Annotated in this window: 11 protein-coding genes; 5 read left to right on the top strand and 6 right to left on the bottom strand. The window is 59.4% G+C overall.

Annotated elements, in window-relative coordinates; translation table 11 throughout:
* Positions 1 to 34: 34 nt before the first annotated feature.
* The 3 genes from AB4P92_RS22625 to AB4P92_RS22635 form a co-directional block, all read right to left on the bottom strand.
* Entirely contained in the window at positions 35 to 2674 is a 2640-nt protein-coding gene (locus AB4P92_RS22625) for an RHS repeat-associated core domain-containing protein (protein ID WP_395598184.1), read from the bottom strand.
* Positions 2662 to 7155, bottom strand: a complete 4494-nt coding sequence (locus AB4P92_RS22630) for a SpvB/TcaC N-terminal domain-containing protein (protein ID WP_395598185.1) — start codon at positions 7153 to 7155, stop codon at positions 2662 to 2664. The genes AB4P92_RS22625 and AB4P92_RS22630 overlap by 13 nt, the downstream gene beginning before the upstream one ends.
* A 213-nt stretch (positions 7156 to 7368) precedes the next feature.
* A complete protein-coding gene (locus AB4P92_RS22635; RefSeq protein ID WP_042560679.1) occupies positions 7369 to 8892 on the bottom strand; it encodes a fumarate hydratase in 1524 nt (507 codons plus the stop codon).
* A 591-nt stretch (positions 8893 to 9483) separates the two neighbouring features.
* On the opposite strand from AB4P92_RS22635, the gene AB4P92_RS22640 reads away from it, so the two are divergent.
* From AB4P92_RS22640 to AB4P92_RS22650, 3 genes are read left to right on the top strand one after another with little or no spacing between them, the layout of a single operon-like run.
* Positions 9484 to 10590, top strand: a complete 1107-nt coding sequence (locus AB4P92_RS22640; RefSeq protein WP_273877554.1) for a GGDEF domain-containing protein — start codon at positions 9484 to 9486, stop codon at positions 10588 to 10590.
* Positions 10583 to 11518 (top strand): iron-sulfur-binding ferredoxin reductase, encoded by a 936-nt coding sequence (locus AB4P92_RS22645; RefSeq protein ID WP_395598186.1) that lies wholly within the window; start codon positions 10583 to 10585, stop codon positions 11516 to 11518. Before AB4P92_RS22640 ends, AB4P92_RS22645 begins: the two co-directional genes overlap by 8 nt.
* A 27-nt stretch (positions 11519 to 11545) precedes the next feature.
* The gene (locus tag AB4P92_RS22650; protein WP_395598187.1) at positions 11546 to 12295 is read left to right on the top strand and encodes an enoyl-CoA hydratase-related protein; all 750 of its coding nucleotides are present in this window, start codon (positions 11546 to 11548) and stop codon (positions 12293 to 12295) included.
* 168 nt (positions 12296 to 12463) lie between these two features.
* Here the strand turns inward: AB4P92_RS22650 and AB4P92_RS22655 are convergent, their stop codons facing one another.
* Together AB4P92_RS22655 and pyk are read right to left on the bottom strand one after the other, a co-directional pair.
* Positions 12464 to 13762: a hypothetical protein gene (locus AB4P92_RS22655; protein WP_395598188.1), complete on the bottom strand. Its 1299-nt coding sequence runs from the start codon at positions 13760 to 13762 to the stop codon at positions 12464 to 12466.
* A gap of 269 nt (positions 13763 to 14031) precedes the next feature.
* Positions 14032 to 15483: a pyruvate kinase gene (gene pyk / locus AB4P92_RS22660; RefSeq protein ID WP_042560674.1), complete on the bottom strand. Its 1452-nt coding sequence runs from the start codon at positions 15481 to 15483 to the stop codon at positions 14032 to 14034.
* A gap of 172 nt (positions 15484 to 15655) precedes the next feature.
* Here pyk and AB4P92_RS22665 point away from each other — a divergent pair, with 172 nt between their 5' ends.
* Complete coding sequence (locus AB4P92_RS22665) at positions 15656 to 16042, top strand: tol-pal system YbgF family protein (protein WP_042560673.1); 387 nt, start codon at positions 15656 to 15658, stop codon at positions 16040 to 16042.
* A gap of 240 nt (positions 16043 to 16282) precedes the next feature.
* A complete protein-coding gene (locus AB4P92_RS22670) occupies positions 16283 to 16642 on the top strand; it encodes a PilZ domain-containing protein (protein WP_042562190.1) in 360 nt (119 codons plus the stop codon).
* A 94-nt stretch (positions 16643 to 16736) separates the two neighbouring features.
* Here the strand turns inward: AB4P92_RS22670 and AB4P92_RS22675 are convergent, their stop codons facing one another.
* Positions 16737 to 17114 carry a DUF6124 family protein gene (locus tag AB4P92_RS22675; RefSeq protein ID WP_395598189.1) on the bottom strand — a complete coding sequence of 126 codons (378 nt, stop codon included), beginning with the start codon at positions 17112 to 17114 and terminating at the stop codon, positions 16737 to 16739.
* Positions 17115 to 17343 lie beyond the last annotated feature (229 nt).

Here is a 17343-nt window from a genome sequence, read left to right on the forward strand (position 1 = left end):
GCAAGAAACAAGAACACTTAAACTTCTGTAGCCCTCAGCGCTTGGCTAATTTGCGCGCTTTCATCGGGACGCGCAAACGTACTTGTCGATCAACAGCTACAGTTTGCGTGGACACCTCGACAGCGCTCTCCAGAGGTCGTAATCGGCCTATTTTTTCCAGCTGATTCATGGAGTCCCAGGTAATCCCCGTCAGCTCTTCAACTTCCAGAACCTGATCACGCAGTGCGTTTTGCGCCTTCCTGGATACCTGGTCCATCACGCGGTGTTCGGCAATCAGGCCGTCGATCCTGTCGATCATTTTTTCTGCCTTGGCGTTCTTTGCTCTTTTATTTTGGGTGTCTCTCAAATCGTCGACATAACCTCCCACTATCGGTCCCAGCACCGCTCCTGCCAACGTGGCGGCAAGGGTGGCAGCGACGTTGATTTGATTGAACATTCGGTTGGCATCCTGAGTGACTTCTGCAGGCGGCAAGCCGCCACCGGTTGCCGGATCCCAGCTTCCGGGAGGGGACCAACCTGGATTAAAGAGTGTGGAATGCACGACGACCTGCCCAACACTGGCAACCATTGCTGCAACCATGGCTCCAGTGGCCGGCGATGATCCACCGGTTGGAAGCAGTGCCAGACCGACTCTCGAATTGGCGGCGTTGCGGGCGGTGTCCCTGGCCCTCAGTTTCCAGGGTTTACTGGGTTCAGGTGGCGGCAGTGGAGGCGGATTGTCGCGTGGATTACTCACTGATTCCGGGGGCGTCGAGGGATCAGGACTTATTGTAAGGGTCACTGTTTGCGCCGCTGTCCTCGTCGTCCCTTGCCTATCGATAAAGTTGATCGGGTCGTTCCCCGTCATGCAGTAAAGGTTCAGGCCGTCTATCGAGCCTGACGGATCGGGATTTATCCAGCGCTGTAACCAGGGCGCGTAATACCGTTCACCGTAGTAATACAAACCGCTGATATCCATTTCCTTACCGCTATAACGCGCGAACTTGTAGCTGACCTCAATCGCCGATTTCGCGGCCAGCCACGCGGTGGCGCCAAACGGGTAGTAGCCTTCGTGGCTGATGGTTTTTGCGTGCTCGTCGAGTTCCATCACAGAGGAGCCCAAATGGTCGAAAAGGCTATAGCGCAGTTGAATGCGCTGCACATCTGAAGGTGGATTTTTTATCCAGTGCAGGCAGCGCGCACTGCCTGCACTGATGACGTGCAACTCTTCGCCATTGTCTTTCGTACGGATTTCCAGCCCCGGCAGGTAACGCACCTGATGAAAGTGCCCGGTGGTACCGGCAAAGGTTTCATGGCGCTTGAATACTCGGGCACCCGCGCTGTAGTGATAGTGCTCGGCATCCGCGCGACCGTCTTCGCGGTGAATCCGGGTGACGCTTTGCAGTTCGTCACGAGCGTTCCATTTCAGTGGTTGGCCGGGTTGTACGGCCAGAAGGTTACCGTGGCGGTCGAACAGTTGATCGAAGTCCGGTTCAGGATCGGTCGGTTGCCAGCGCACGCCACGGTTGCTGTTCGCATCCATGCGCATCTGTCGCGTGTAGCTGGCGTCAGCGCGCACATGGCGCAGTTCGAGCAGATTACCGCCGTTGTCGTATTGATACGTCTGGGTGTAATTGAGGCGTTTTTTCGGATCGGTTGGCTGTGGCAGGCCAGGGATATCTGATGGCGGGCTGTCGTCGTAGCCGGTGGCGCGAGTCAGTCGGTAGAGGGAGTCATAGGTGAAGTCGCGGTGGCCGTCGATAACCTGGTTGGCGTAATGGACCGTCTGGAAGGTGTGGTCCTCGATACGGGTGATGTTGCCGACGCGATCATGGCTGTACTCGAAACTTTGCAGCACCGGATCGCTGCCTTTGCGGCTGGACTGGCTCCGCAAGCGGCCATTGGCCGGATCGTAAATCCACTGGCTGATCACCTCGTTGCCAGCGTGTTGCTCGGTGATCTGCCCGGCAGCGTTCAAGCGGATATCGAATATCACCGGTTGCCAATCAGTGTTACCGCTCAGTCGCAATCGCACCTGCTTCATGTGCCCGGTCAGGCCATAGCGCGATTGCTGTTGATGCCCGCCGGCGTCGGTCTGTTCCAGCACCGCGCCCAGTGGACTGAAAATACGCTGGCTGGTGAACGCCTCGCCATCAACAAAGGTGCGGGTTTCTCTCAGCGGTTGGCCGAGCAGACCATAGCTGTCCATGTGCAACGTACCAGACGCGTCCTTTTGTGCCAGTAACTGCCCGCGCCGGTTTTGCCCGGAATCCGCCGTGGCATCGGCGTAGGTAAAAATATCGACATCGGCCTGGCCGTTTTCCTCCACTGTCACCACACGCAACCGAGTGTCGAAGGTCGTGCGCCAATGGCTGCAGCGCTCGTCCCAGCGCTCCAGTGGCTCACCGGCCAACCCCGGCAAATTGAGGCGCCAGCCCGCATCGACGCTGTCGACTTTGAGCACCTGGCCGCCCAACCCGTGAACCATCACAAGGTTCGGCACGGTCAAGCGCGGGTCCTGTTGCGTCACGTTGCGCCCGGTCACGTCGTAACCCTGGCGGGTGATCAGCGCGATTGCAGGCTCCCCGGCGACGCTGCGCAGGTAGCCGATCTGCCGAATCGGCAGGCCACGACCATCATTCACCGTGAGTGATGGAGTGCGCCAGTGCACGCTGGCGTGCATCAGTGTAAACACCGAATGTCCGGTGCTGCTTCAGCGGTGTCGTTGAAGTCCAGGCTGGTTTGGTACCACGGATGATAGATCTTGCAAGAGAAGTCGCCCTTGGCGTTGATCAGTTTGATCATGCGTCCCAATGGGTCGTAGCACAGCTGATCGAAATAGCCCAGTTCGTGCAGTGACTCGTCGTTGACGTAGCCATGGGTATCGACAAAAAGCGGTCGATACTCGCGGACCGCCAAGCCCTTGTTGTTGTATTCGACCCGAGCGCTGATGCGCCACCTCGGGTCGGCGTATACCTCGACATACTTGCCATCCTCAATGACGAGCGCGCCATCCACCACTTTGTACGCCATGCCCGGGTCAACCAGTTGCTGGGTTTGCAGGGCTCGGCCGAAGCCGTCGACACAGGCCTTGATGATCTGGATTTGCGCCTTCACCTCGTCGTAGGGGTAGCGGTCGGCGCTGAGCACGACGCTGTGCACAGGCTCGCGCCAGGCCGATGTGATCGCTTCGAGCAACGTCTGTTCTGCCGCGGTCAGCGTGCTGCGACGTGCGAGCCGCTGGCGTGCGCTGGCCCGAATATGGCCGCTGGGCAGTAGATAGCCGCTGGCGATCCATTCGCTGCTGGAGCTGTCGCTGAGGGGAATCTGCCCCATCCAGCTGAACAAGTCTTTGCGCAGGGTGCTGGCGGCTTTTTGCACCGCGCCCTCCGGATCGGCTATGGCCAGGTCCGGCCGCAGATCCTCGGGACGTTTGTATTCACTCAGCGGGCAGAACCCTGCCCATTCACCGTTTTCAGTGCCGCAGAAACTGGTCGCCAGCGGCTGGCCAGAAGGTTCGTAAATGGCCTCTTGAGTGTTCTCGTTGGCGTCGATGATTTTCTGCGGTTGCAGGGCGTGGTAGTCGTAGACGATGCGAGTGGTACAGCCATCGGGCAACACGACGCTGGTGATAGCGAGGTTGTAGTCATCGTATTGGGCCTTGGTGTGGCCGTGGCTGGGGGTTTCCCGGGAGCTGCGCACTTTATAGAACTTATCCAGGCCTGCGTATTCGGCAAACCCGAAGTGCGCCGAGTACAGGGCGGGTTCTGCATCGAACGGGGATGGTGCTTCAAACAGAAACGGCATCGGCGTGTAGCCGATTTTCATCAACTCCGTATGAATGTTGAAGGGGGGCGGCAGGACGCTGTAGGCATCCAGCGCGGTCTTGTCCAGTTGCGCCAATTCCAGCGGACCTGTCAGCGCTTCGAACTCGGCGACGCCGTCCGCCAGCGCAGCGCCATCGGTGCTCATGTAGCGTTGCACGGACTGATTGGTCAATAGCCGCGCTGTATTCCAGTGGGACGAATCCTGATGCAACGCCAACTGTTCAAACGATACTTGCGCCGGCGTGAGCCCGGTCGGCAGTGTGCCTTTGGGCAGCACCAGCGCATTGCCGCGCTGCAAGTAGGGCAAGCCTAGCCGCCACTTCTGAAAATCCGTTGTCAGGTTAATGGTTTGCGCACGGGTTTCACTCAGATAAAACGACTGCTGCGCCTCATCATGCGCGTCGCGCCACCACTGCTGTTCATCGGGATCGATAAAGGGCGGTGTGTCCGTTGCGGCCAGTCGCCGCGCATAGCTCACTTGCAGGGCCTGCGTTGGCGAACCAAATTCGTTGCAACGCAGATTGACCTCATGGCTGCACAACGGATCGTTCATGAATCGGTCGTACTGGTAGTTGATCGTTTCCAGGGTCATTGGCAGCAAAACAGCGGATGCGTACTGGTCCTTTCGACGGATTTCTCGCACCAGATAGCGCAGCTCCTGCACCGCGTACGGGATAGCGCCCGGCTTATCCACATCGGCTAAGGCGTACGTTTCAACGCGCGCAACAGAGCCGGCCAGCGCCCGGGCAATCTGGTATCGGGTATCGTCATTGTGGGGTTCAATCGGTTGATCGAATTCCCCGTCGGCCGGACTGAGACTGAACAAGGTTTTACCGAGCGCGACAGCCTCCTTGTCCCCGTCGAAATAAAAATCACGCGACCGATCCATGGATAACGCGCTAAGAAAATAAGTGCGGACCTGCACCGGCTGGCTGAAGCCGACGGCGTCATCGCCGGTGGCGCTCTCGCTGTCGGTTTGCTTCAGACAGCCGAAACCGCCGAACTTGCGTGCGTTGCTGTCGTACACGCCTTCACACCAGGTGAACGACTGCGTCAGACAATTGCCCGTGATCTCATCCCGTTGCTGCTGTTTTTTCACCACGGTAACCGGAAACGGCAAATGCGAAACCGCTGGGCGTTTGAGAGCAATCAACTGTTGTTTCTCGTCCAGCCATTCCTGTGCCGAACTGCGATAGAGCACGCTTGTGCTGCAGCCCATGTTGTTGTTACTGGCCGTCAGCAGATACGGTTTGGCCGCGACGAAATCGTAGCGCCAGTGCTGCGGCTTCATGTGCGTTACGGTGAGTATCAGGCTGGCGCAACCGAGGCCTTGCAGATCGGCAAAGTTCACCTGGCACAAACGGTCGTAACGCACGCCTTCTGGCCATGGCACGCTGATCGGCGTTTGCTCCAGGCCGTTGCCGCCACGGTTCAGATAGATCTCGAAAACATCGCTTTTGAGGTAGATCAGCGCCGATGCGCCGGAGCCGTCGAGGTCGGCGAGGCGCACTCGCGACGAATCGAATTGCTCGTAGGCGAAGGGCAGGTCACTGATCTTGCGGCCCTCGCCAAAGCGGCCGTGACCGAGGTTGGGCCAGCAGCGGATTTCGTTGTGTCGAATGCGGCACAGTTCGGGCATGTCGCTGCCCAGCAGATTGCCGAGCAGCACCAGTTCAGTGGCGGTATTGCTGAACAACGGCAAGCGGTCATTGGCCGGTTCGTGCGCCACCTCTTCGGCCGTGGCGAAACCCTGTTCGCGTCGGTTGGCGTAAAGCCGCACCGATTTCGGCCCGATCATGGCAATCGAATTCAGACCATCACCACTCAGGTCGCCCAAGGTCGACAGCGTGTGGAAAAACTCCAGCGGGAAGGCATTGAAGGTGAGGTAGTTGGCGAATTTACCCGTCGCTTCAAGCGTGCGGAAACCGGCGCGTCCGGGCTCTGCTGTGACCCAGTCGAGGCGCCCGTCACCCGTCAGGTCGGTGAGCAGTTGTTGTACCGGACGATTGCGATCGGCAACCGGGATGAGGTCCAGCGCCGTCCACGGGCCATAGCCGATGGCATCGCCTCCGGCCTCTGCACGCAGCGGCTCGCGGTAGTACCAGCATTTGTCGTAGCGGAATAAGAAGCCTGGCACGCCTTCGCCGTACAGGTCGACGCACTGATAAAACCGGCCATCCTCGATGCCCGGTTGATGGTCCGTCTCGAACAGGCGAGTGGGGATCTGATTGATCTCGAAGGCGGAATACTCGAACTCGACCGGTGGTGTGTTTTCCACCATGCCGCTGGCATCGAAGGCCTGATAGTGCGCGGCGCTGATCTGGCTGAGCGGCCAGTGCGGCGTGGCATCGCTGTGTTCCAGCAACAGACGCCGCACCAGCACCGGTTGATCCCCTTGGCTGGGCGGGAAGTGATGAAACATCAGCATTTGCCGACAGAGGCGGCGGGTCCTGACTTCAAAGCCTTGGCCGTAGGTCGAGAAGGGATCTGCCCGCACGGGCCAGGGCTGCAGCGTTGCGCCGTCGTAGGCCGGAACCTCGGTCAGCGAGGTGGTTCGCTCACCGTAGTCGAACAGCAATTGGAAATGCCAATCCAGATCGGCCAGGTTGTCCACCGTCCAGGCGTATAAGTCTTTGCTGGCGGTGAAATTGCCGTAGCACACCCGTTCGAGATAGCGCTGGATGCCGTAATCGATGACCGAGTCGGGGCTCTGGTCGTCAGCCTTGTAGACATAGGCGATGTGCTCGCCGTGTGGGTTCATACTCTCGCAGAGCAACCAGGCGCTAATGCGCAGCGGGTTATCCGGATCGGCACTGGCACGGCGTGATGCCGGGGTTTTGCCGTAGATGAGCAGCGAACCGTCGCTGCCATGCACGAGCCAGAAGGGCGCTTGGCCGGTCGTCGGCTGCCACAGCTCATGCAGAGCAAAGTCGCTTTCTACTTTCGGCCAGTAGCGCACCACGTTGTGCGGGCCAATGACGACGCCGTCATACGTGGACTCAAGGCGTGACTTGATGCTGCGGTCGGCCTCAAGCTCCGGCATCCACACCTCGCCATCGGCCCCGACGATTTCGTCGTGCTCGGTATAACGCGGCACACCCTTGTCGGTGCGCCGGCTTATCTGACTCACGCCCAGGCTCCATCCGAACCCGAAGGGTCCATTCCCGTCCTGGCTGCTGTAACCGAGGGACATCTGAGGGGCATAGCCACGCCCGGCGGAAAGCGGAATTGGCAGCTCGAACGATGCGGCTCCGGTCTGGCCGACGCTGCCCCAACTCTTGCCAATGGTGGCGATTGTCGAGCTTTTGGCGATGGAGGGCGTAACGATGCTGAGCTCTTGGTCGGCCATGATTGCGTCCGGTGCAGTTGCTGTGGCGTAGTTGAATCGACGCTACCAACAATGGCACGTGGCGTAACCTGTCAGATGTGACAGGTGCACAAGATCGTTTTGTGTGCTTTTCATCGGTTTTTATCGCTAAACAGCACGAGCGGTGAACGGCGGACACAAAAAAGGCCGGCCCGTCGTATGACGGGCCGGCCTCTCTTTACAGCGGTAAAGCGCTTACTGCACTTCTACTGCCAGGCTCTCGCTGATCTTCTTTTGCCAGATCGCAGGACCGGTGATGTGTACCGATTCACCCTGGCTGTCCACCGCAACGGTGACAGGCATGTCCTTGACCTCGAACTCGTAGATCGCTTCCATGCCCAGCTCGGCGAACGCCAGTACCTTGGATTTCTTGATCGCCTGAGCGACCAGGTAAGCGGCGCCGCCGACAGCCATCAGGTACACGGCTTTGTTGTCCTTGATCGCTTCGATCGCGGTCGGACCACGCTCGGATTTGCCGATCATGCCCAACAGGCCGGTCTGCTCAAGGATCTGACGGGTGAACTTGTCCATCCGCGTTGCAGTGGTCGGGCCAGCCGGGCCAACCACTTCGTCACCGACCGGATCGACCGGGCCGACGTAGTAGATGAAACGACCTTTGAGGTCTACCGGCAGGGTTTCGCCCTTGTTCAGCATCTCGACCATGCGCTTGTGCGCAGCATCGCGACCGGTGAGCATCTTGCCGTTGAGCAGGACGGTTTCGCCCGGCTTCCAGCTCTGCACGTCTTCCGGGGTCAGCGTGTCGAGGTTGACGCGGCGAGCCGAAGGACCGGCTTCCCAGACGATTTCCGGGTAGGCGTCCAGCGGTGGCGCTTCCAGCGAGGCCGGGCCGGAACCGTCGAGCACGAAATGCGCGTGACGGGTGGCGGCGCAGTTCGGGATCATGCACACCGGCAGCGAGGCGGCGTGGGTCGGGTAGTCCATGATCTTCACGTCGAGCACGGTGGTCAGGCCACCAAGGCCCTGGGCGCCGATGCCCAACTGGTTGACCTTCTCGAACAGCTCCAGACGCATTTCTTCAATGCGGTTGGACGGGCCACGCTTGATCAGCTCGTGAATGTCGATGGACTCCATCAACACTTCCTTGGCCATCACCGCCGCTTTCTCGGCGGTGCCGCCGATACCGATGCCCAGCATGCCCGGTGGGCACCAGCCGGCGCCCATGGTCGGAACGGTCTTGAGTACCCAGTCAACGATCGAATCGGACGGGTTGAGCATGGCCATTTTCGACTTGTTCTCGGAACCGCCGCCCTTGGCCGCCACGTCCACTTCCACGGTGTTACCCGGGACGATGGAGTAGTGAATGACGGCCGGGGTGTTGTCCTTGGTGTTTCTGCGAGCGCCCGCCGGGTCGGCGAGGATCGAGGCACGCAGGACGTTTTCCGGCAGATTGTAAGCCTGGCGCACGCCTTGGTTGATCATGTCGTCCAGGCTCATGGTGGCGCCATCCCAGCGCACGTCCATGCCTACACGCACAAACACGGTGACGATACCGGTGTCCTGGCAGATCGGGCGGTGGCCAGTGGCGCACATGCGCGAGTTGATCAGGATCTGCGCCATCGAATCACGGGCCGCTGGCGATTCTTCGCGCAGGTAGGCTTCGTGCATCGCCTGGATGAAATCCACCGGGTGGTAATAGGAAATGAACTGCAGGGCGTCGGCAACGCTCTGAATCAGGTCGTCTTGCTTGATCACGGTCATGAGTCGCGCTCCTCTAAAAGACGGGAACATTCTATGGGACAGCTACAAGCCTCAAGTTTCAAGCTGCAAGTTCAAAGCAGTACGCGGACTGCTTCAGCTTGCGGCTTGGAGCTTGCAACTTGAAGCTGGCCCTTCGGGCCGGGCACGCCGGGGCTGCTGGCGCGACGCTAAAAAGGCGCGGCAGTATACCGCGCCTCGGTGGGGCATACACGCGCTGGCAGTCATTCGTTGGTCGCATGTGTTGGCGAGTTGATGGGGATTGCATTTGCAACTTGAAATCCCTTCCCCCTCACCCCAACCCTCTCTCCCAAGAGGGCAATGGGGAAGGGCGCTGATCCTGGTGTTGTTTGAAGCTGGGTTCGGCTCGGTATCTCAGGTCGGTGCAGCTTGTGAAAACAACGCGGTCAGTTCCCTCTCCCTCTGGGAGAGGGCTAGGGTGAGGGGCTTGTGGCGATACATGCGGGCCACACTTTTGACGTCAAATTTCGGGCCCGAAAATCGGTGGTCATTTATCGACTACGCCTCTAAAGTGGCAGCCGGTCTGTAGGGTAGGACACTCGGTCAGCCTCCAATCGCACGGTGAGTCAACGATTGACCCATAACGCCATTCAACGTCTTTTGCTCAAACGCTTCGCCCTCGCTGCAGCCACCTATGGATTGGCTTTACTGCTGCTGTGGCTGGCGTTTTTCACCGGGCATTACGACCAGTCCTTGGGCACCATTGCCGTCGGCAGCGCGCTCGTAGTCATCAGTCAAGCCATCCTGTTTGGCCTGTTCTGGTCGGGTTGCAACCAGCGTTTTGACGATCCAAGCATGACCGAAACGCAAGTGTTGCTCGGACTCGGCTGGCAGACCTGGCTGATCGCTCATCTGGATGAAGCGCGTGGCGCCTTTCTGGTGTTCTACGTGCTGATCCTGCTGTTTGGACTGTTTCACCTGAGCCGGCGGGCGTTCATCCGCTGTGCGTTGCTGGTGTTCTTCAGTTTCTGTGCAATTACTTTGTGGGACGCTTACCACTTGCGCTTGCCGGAGCCTGCGCTCGCGGCATTGCAGGTGTGCATCCTGGCGATGGTGCTGGCGTGGCTGGTGCTTTACGCGCGATTTGTTCAGGTATCGCGTCAACGCATGCGCCAGCGCCGGTTTGCCTTGCAAGCGCATCAGGACACCCTGCGCGGAATGATGCGTCAGCTCGAAGACCTTGTGGCCACCGACGAACTGACTGGCCTGTTCAACCGTCGGCACTTCCTGCGTCTGGCCTCGCGTGAACTGAATGCGATGGACAATGATGCCGTGCACGGTCTGGCGCTGATCGACCTCGACCACTTCAAACGCATCAACGACTTCTACGGTCACGCCGCTGGCGATCAGGTATTGCAGGCGTTTGCCGGTGTCGCCCAGGCGTGCCTGCGCGACGGCGACGTGCTGGCGCGCTATGGGGGCGAGGAATTCGTCGTCTTGCTGCCCGATTGCGATGCCGAGCGTCTGACTGCCTGCTGCGAACGTCTGCGCATTGCTTTCACCGATGTTGAACTGGTCGGCCTGAACGTGCGTAATCTCAGTCTGTCGGCTGGCATGACGCTGCTGGCCTTGGGTGATGATCTCGATGACGCCCTGCAACGCGCCGATCAGGCGCTTTATCGGGCCAAGCGTGACGGGCGCAATCGCTGTGCGGCCGCGTGGGAGAACGTTGATGCCTGAACTTCGCGTCGGTGACCGGCAATGGTCGGTGGCGGCGGGCGGCAATTTGCTCGACGCCCTTAATCAGAACGGTGTGGCCGTGCCCTACAGTTGTCGCGCCGGCAGTTGCCATGCGTGCCTGGTGCAGTGCGTGCGAGGCTTGCCGGCGGATAATCGGCCGGATGCCCTGAGCGCCGAGCAGCGCCAGCAGGGTTGGCGTCTGGCGTGCCAGTGTCAGGTAATCGAAGATTTGCAGGTGCACACGTTCGACCCGATCGAGGATGGCCACCCGGCCATCGTCGAAGCGCTGGACTGGCTCAGCGACAGCGTCCTGCGCTTGCGCCTGAGTGTGCAACGGCCGCTGCGCTACAGCGCCGGACAGCATCTGGTGCTGTGGATCAACCACATCGCGCGGCCCTATTCGCTGGCCAGCCTGCCGCAAGAAGATCGTTTTCTGGAATTCCACCTCGATTGTCGCCAACCCGGCGAATTCTGCGATGCGGCGCGACGCCTGCAAATCGGCGACCCGATCCGCCTCGGTGAGTTGCGCGGCGGTGCGCTGCATTACGACCCCGACTGGCACACCCGACCGTTGTGGCTGATGGCTGCCGGTACGGGGCTCGGCCCGTTATTTGGTGTGTTGCGCGAAGCCTTGCGCCAGGATCACCAGGGCGCCATCCGTGTCATTCACCTGGCCCATGACGCCAGCGAACACTATCTGGCCAAACCCCTTGTTGCACTGGCTGCCCAGCGTGAAAACCTCACGATCGACCTGTGGACGGCGGCCGAGTCAGCCGCCGCTTTGGCACAACTGCGCCTTGTTTCCCGGCAAACCCTGGCCTTAGTCTGCGGCTCAACTGCCAGCGTCGACGCCTTTGCCAAGCGTTTGTACCTGGCCGGACTGCCGCGTAATCAACTGCTGGCCGATGTATTTCTCAGCCGTGGTTGAGCGCTTGTTTTCGTAGCGAGACATGCCATGACCGAAACCATCCTGCTGGAACGCGAACGCGGTCTGTTGACCCTGCGCCTGAACCGTCCCGACAAGAAAAACGCCCTCACCCGTGCGATGTACAGTCGTCTCGCCGAGGCGTTGAAGCAGGCCGACAGCGACCCCGAAATCAACGCTGTGCTGATCACCGGCAGCGCCGAGTGCTTCACTGCCGGCAACGACATCGCTGACTTTATCCAGCAGCCGCCTGGCGACCTCGACAGCCCGGTCTTTCACTTCATGCTCAACCTGCTCGAATGCCGCAAACCGGTAATCGCTGCTGTGGCGGGGGCGGCGGTGGGGATTGGCACGACACTATTGCTGCATTGCGATCTGGTTTACGTCAGCCGCGATGCGCGACTGCGCATGCCGTTCGTCAACCTTGGTTTATGCCCTGAGTTCGGTTCCAGCCTGATTTTGCCGCGCATGCTTGGGCACGCCAAAGCGTGCGAACTGCTGTTGCTCGGCGAAGGGTTCAGCGGTGAACAGGCCGCCGACTGGGGCATCGCGACAGAGGCGCTGGGCAGTGGCGAGGCTGCACTGACCAAGGCTCGGGAGATGGCGTTGCGCTTCGATGAGCTACCGTCGCAAGCCGTGCGCATCAGCAAGCAATTGATGAAAGCACCGGATCGCGAGTTGATCCGCAAAGTGATCGAGGAGGAGGGCGCCTTGTTCACCCAGCAACTGCGTTCGCCGGAAGCGTTGGCGGCGTTGACCGGGTTTATCAAACGACACTGAAATTTCGTTGCTCCGGCCGCCCCCATTGCTGGCCAGCCAGCTCCCAGAGGTTGGCACCAGCTTGCTCGCGAAAGGGGCGGATCAGTCGATCATCAGGTCCGTCCATGTATTGAAAAACCCCGCCGTCAAACAGCGAGGCTTTTGCAATGACGCAAGTCCCCGGGATGATCAGCCGTGGTAGCGCAACAGCGCCCCTTTCCTGTTGGGCATGTCTGCGCAGATCAGGATCTTGCCGTCGTCCTGTAAAGCCATGCCAGTTGCCACCTCCACGCCACTCTCCAGGTGAGTGGTTACCCATCCCTGACCGTCATTGAAAGTCGGATCCAGCGTGCCATCAATCGTTCGCATCAAGGCGATGTCAACTTCTCCATTCGGCTCGCCGAGCCCCCCGACTGTGACTGCCTTCCCGTCTTTCTGGATACCCGCCGCCAACCAGGCTGTAGCGGCTCCTTCGCCCAGCTCGGTAAACAGTGGCTTGCCACCGTTGAACTGAATGTTCGGGCTGCCATCGCGTTCGAGGCTGAACATCACGGCGGCGCTATCACCGGTAGCTCTCACAGGTGTTTCGCCTACACCGAGAATTCGCTGATTGGACTGCTGGACCATGGCGTTGAACCTGGGTGACTGAGCGTCCTCCACCATGACAAACCCGCCGTTGCCGAATGTCGGGTCAAGTTTCCCCGTGGTGTCGTAACGCACGAACATGCCAGCTCTTTTCGCATCGCTAAACACATTCCCGCAGCCGAGGTAATTGCCATCGGCCTGGACCATGATGCTTCGCAAAGTCGTGTTGTATGTAAGGGAGTCGGGATGAGCGAAGGTGACGTAGCCAACCTGATTGAAACTCAGGTCTAGAGCGCCGTTTTTGTCGAGCCTGGCTATCAGCCCGACCGTTTTTCGACCGTTGAACCCGGTGGATTTGAAGACCAGAATTTTTCCGTCAGCCAGCGCCTGGATGCCACTGGCACTGGCCCCGCTGCTGCCAATTGCGCTCTTCTCTTCTGGTGGTGCTTCTGCGGCCAGCGGCGACAGTTGAATATCGATCAGCGTACGACCGTTGGTACCGAACTCCAGATCGAGTTGGCCTGACATGTCGTACCTGGCAACGCCCATCCCGTCTGCGACCCGATCGCCTCTTAAACGGTAAGCGATCAGTATTTTTCCATCCGCTTGAAAAGTGAAACCCTGGCAATAAGTAACGTCAAAACCGTCAATCACACCCGTGGCAAAGCCCTCATTACCAAACTCGTTGTCCATGCTGCCGTCTGAATTGCACCGGCCGAGGAGGTATAGGCGCTCCCCTTGGAAGGGGGTGGTGGTGCCGGCGAAATAGATTTTCCCGTCCGGTCCGATTCCTACACTTGAAATATAGATATCTGGATGACCCGGTACGTCGATTCGCATAACGCCGTTATTACCAAAGTCCAGATCGAGCTTCCCTGCATTATTCAAATGTTGCATGTTCATGAGCGACTCCTTCTGCATAAAGAGGATCCTGTGGCCTCGACAAAAATCGCCGCAGGAACATGCAGTGGATACCTAAAAACAGGTTGCTTCTACTGTCAGATATGACAGTTGACAGGGGCGAATTGCAAAGAGTGAAGCCAGTTTGAATGCAACAGAAAACCGAGCCTCACCCACATCGTGCCGTCGCGCCCGCAACACCTTGACTGCCATGCAAGGCCCAAAAAAACCCGTCATTCTCATGACGGGTTTTTTGTTCGGCAGTTGAACAATCAGACCTGCGGGTCGCCCACATGCAGGATCTTCATGCCGTTGGTGCCGCCGGTGGTGTGGTAGCTGTCGCCCTTGGTCAGGATGACCCAGTCGCCTTTTTCCACAACGCCGCGCTTGACCAGTTCGTCGATCGCCTTCTGGCTCACTTCGTGCGGCTCAAGCGAAGCAGGGTCGAACGGCACGGTGTACACGCCACGGAACATCGCTGCGCGCGCCTGAGTCTCGCGGTGCGGCGAGAACGCGTAGATCGGCACCGAAGAACGGATGCGCGACATGATCAGCGGGGTGTAGCCACTTTCGGTCAGCGCGATGATCGCTTTGACGCCCGGGAAGTGGTTGGCGGTGTACATGGTCGCCAGCGCAATGCTCTCGTCGCAGCGGGTGAATTCCTTGCCGATGCGGTGGCTGGAGGTCTTGCCGGTCGGGTGCTTTTCAGCGCCGACGCAGATACGTGCCATTGCTTGCACAGCTTCCAGCGGATACAGACCGGCAGCCGATTCTGCGGACAACATCACGGCGTCGGTGTAGTCGAGCACGGCGTTGGCCACGTCGGACACTTCGGCACGGGTCGGCATAGGGTTCTGGATCATCGACTCCATCATCTGGGTCGCAACGATCACAGCCTTGTTGTGGCGGCGTGCGTGCAGAATGATTTTCTTCTGAATGCCTACCAGCTCGGCGTCGCCGATTTCCACACCGAGGTCACCACGGGCAACCATCACCGCGTCGGATGCCTGGATCAGACCGTCGAGGGTTTCGTCGTCGGCCACGGCTTCGGCGCGTTCGATCTTCGCTACCAGCCAGGCAGTGCCGCCGGCCTCGTCGCGCAGTTGACGGGCGTAGTTCATGTCGGCGGCGTCACGCGGGAAGGACACCGCGAGGTAGTCGACTTCCATTTCAGCGGCGAGCTTGATGTCGGCCTTGTCTTTTTCAGTCAGGGCCGGTGCGGTCAGGCCGCCACCGCGACGGTTGATGCCTTTGTGATCGGACAGCGGGCCGCCGATGGTCACGGTGCAGTGCAGTTCGGTGGCCGTGGCGGTATCAACGCGCATCACCACGCGGCCGTCGTCGAGCAGCAGCTCGTCGCCCACGCCGCAGTCCTTGACCAGATCCGGGTAGTCAATACCGACCACTTGCTGGTTGCCTTCGGTCAACGGATGGCTGGTGGAGAAGGTGAACGGGTCACCGATCTTCAGCTCGATCTTCTTGTTGGCGAATTTGGCGATACGGATTTTCGGGCCTTGCAGGTCACCCAGCAGGGCAACGAAGCGGCCGTGCTTGGCAGCGAGGTCACGCACCAGCTTCGCGCGAGCCTTGTGCTCGTCGGGGGTGCCGTGGGAGAAGTTCAGACGGGCGACGTCCAGACCAGCCAGAATCAGCTGTTCGAGAACTTCCGGCGAGTTACTGGCCGGGCCAAGGGTAGCGACGATTTTGGTACGACGGACGGACATGCAAAGACTCCTGAGTTCAAGCGCAGGCAGAGGCTACTATGCTCCGAGGGTGTAGTCATTGTTCGTTTGCACTACTTATTGTTTTCTTTATTGAACCCGGCAACTTTGGGACAAACGCACCTGAAGATTTCCGACCATGGGTCGATACAGAGCTCAAGACAGGAGAACCCCCATGCGATTGTTGCCCATTGCCGCCCTTGCCCTCAGCGTCCTCGCCGTGACGGGCTGCACCCGTTGGTCGATGAACCATCATTTGAACAACGCCTACAGCGCCTATGACCGGGGCAATTGCGAGCAGGTGATGCTCGAGCTGTCCAAGGTCGAACGCGCCAGCCGTGCCCGCCCGTACGTGTGGCCGGAAGTGTCGATGATGCGCGGCCAGTGCCTGGAGCGACAAAAGATGTTTGTCGACGCGGCGCAGACCTATCAATTCATCATCGCTTCGTATCCAAACAGCGAATACGCCTACCGCGCCCGTGCGCGTCTGGAAACCCTGCAGAGCCTGGGCCACTACCCGACGCGCAGTGCGGCAGCCGTGGTGCGTCCAACGCGCTTTTGATGGCAGTTGTCATACAAAATCTGGCCGGTTGTACAGCCTGAGCTATAGTCGAATGATCTGGTTTTAGAGCCGAGTCTCTAATCCGGGGCAACACCTGCGACTGGTCAGTTGTAATGTGGCGGCGAGGTAGCGACCGTCACACCGGAAGCGGGGAGAGCGTGCCTGTGTCGTCTCTGTCGTACAGCACGTTCCGAAGCAAAAGCGCGGCTCTGTGATGGAGCCTTGCATGGCGAACTGCGCATGTTTACCGACCGCCGCATCGAACGGCATCAGCTGCCGTATTTCCTGAAAGTATTCAACAGCGTCACCGACAAACCCATCGGCTTTCTCGGCAATGTGTCCGCGGACGGGCTGATGTTGATCAGCCAGTTGCCGATGATGATCGGTGTGGATTTCAATCTGCGCCTGAAAATCCCCGGCGACGATGGCTGTCATCAGGTGATCGACTTCACCGCGTGTTGCCTGTGGTGCCACGAAGACGCGACGCCACTGCATTACGACGCCGGCTTCATCCTGCAACGACCGCCCCCGGAATACGGGCAACTGGTCGAGGCGTTGCGCCAGTACTTCAGTTTTCAGCCGTTGCCGGCCTCAGCCTGAACCTCAACAGCAAAAGATCGCAGCCTGCGGCAGCTCCTACAGGGGATTGATGTTCATCCAGCAGGAGCTGCCGCAGGCTGCGATCTTTTGATCTTCAGCCAGAAATACTGATAGCCCGCTCGTTATCCAGCGTCTTCTCCGCCAGCAACAAACCCATCTCGCTCAACTGATAAATCGCCATCGCCAGATGTCGCGGTTTGTCTTCAAGGCTGTCTGCCAGATCGAGCAACAGAATGCTCACCGACGAAAACGTCTCGTACGTCTGAATGGCCACGGCTTCGGGATTGAGATCGGGGGCGATCATGAACATCTGCATGCCGCGATCCACGGAATTGCGCGAGGGCGGCGCTGCGGGTTTGAGGTAATGGTCGAGGGCTTTTTCGGCAGCTTCGTGAAGTTTTTTCGAATCGGCTGATTCGTAGGGGGAGACCGACTCGCCGGTTTCGGGGGGATTTGGAGTTTCTTTGAACATGATCGCGTTTCCTTTAATAGGGCTGCCACCGTCTCGCGACTAAACGAGGGGGTGGCGGCTGAACGCAGGTTAGTCGACCGGGAGAAACGCGAAAACCGGCGCGCCCGAGGGCGCCCTGCGCACAGCCACCATCGAGTGCGGGGATAGGGAATACCCGACTTGATGACGCTTATGCACCTTCGCGTTACTCCCGGGCGACTAAACCCGACCACTGATTGGCAGCGGCACG

Origin of the sequence: Pseudomonas sp. A0308 (assembly GCF_044218815.1) — a bacterium.
Taxonomy (GTDB): Bacteria; Pseudomonadota; Gammaproteobacteria; order Pseudomonadales; family Pseudomonadaceae; genus Aquipseudomonas; species Aquipseudomonas iridis.

What these genes read in the sequence shown, in the direction of transcription:
- AB4P92_RS22675 (WP_395598189.1), bottom strand. Translation starts at nt 17,114, where the DNA reads ATGTTCAAAGAAACTCCAAATCCCCCCGAAACCGGCGAGTCGGTCTCC.
- pyk (WP_042560674.1), bottom strand. Translation starts at nt 15,483, where the DNA reads ATGTCCGTCCGTCGTACCAAAATCGTCGCTACCCTTGGCCCGGCCAGT.
- AB4P92_RS22665 (WP_042560673.1), top strand. Translation starts at nt 15,656, where the DNA reads ATGCGATTGTTGCCCATTGCCGCCCTTGCCCTCAGCGTCCTCGCCGTG.
- AB4P92_RS22650 (WP_395598187.1), top strand. Translation starts at nt 11,546, where the DNA reads ATGACCGAAACCATCCTGCTGGAACGCGAACGCGGTCTGTTGACCCTG.
- AB4P92_RS22645 (WP_395598186.1), top strand. Translation starts at nt 10,583, where the DNA reads ATGCCTGAACTTCGCGTCGGTGACCGGCAATGGTCGGTGGCGGCGGGC.
- AB4P92_RS22670 (WP_042562190.1), top strand. Translation starts at nt 16,283, where the DNA reads ATGTTTACCGACCGCCGCATCGAACGGCATCAGCTGCCGTATTTCCTG.
- AB4P92_RS22655 (WP_395598188.1), bottom strand. Translation starts at nt 13,762, where the DNA reads ATGAACATGCAACATTTGAATAATGCAGGGAAGCTCGATCTGGACTTT.
- AB4P92_RS22635 (WP_042560679.1), bottom strand. Translation starts at nt 8,892, where the DNA reads ATGACCGTGATCAAGCAAGACGACCTGATTCAGAGCGTTGCCGACGCC.
- AB4P92_RS22630 (WP_395598185.1), bottom strand. Translation starts at nt 7,155, where the DNA reads ATGGCCGACCAAGAGCTCAGCATCGTTACGCCCTCCATCGCCAAAAGC.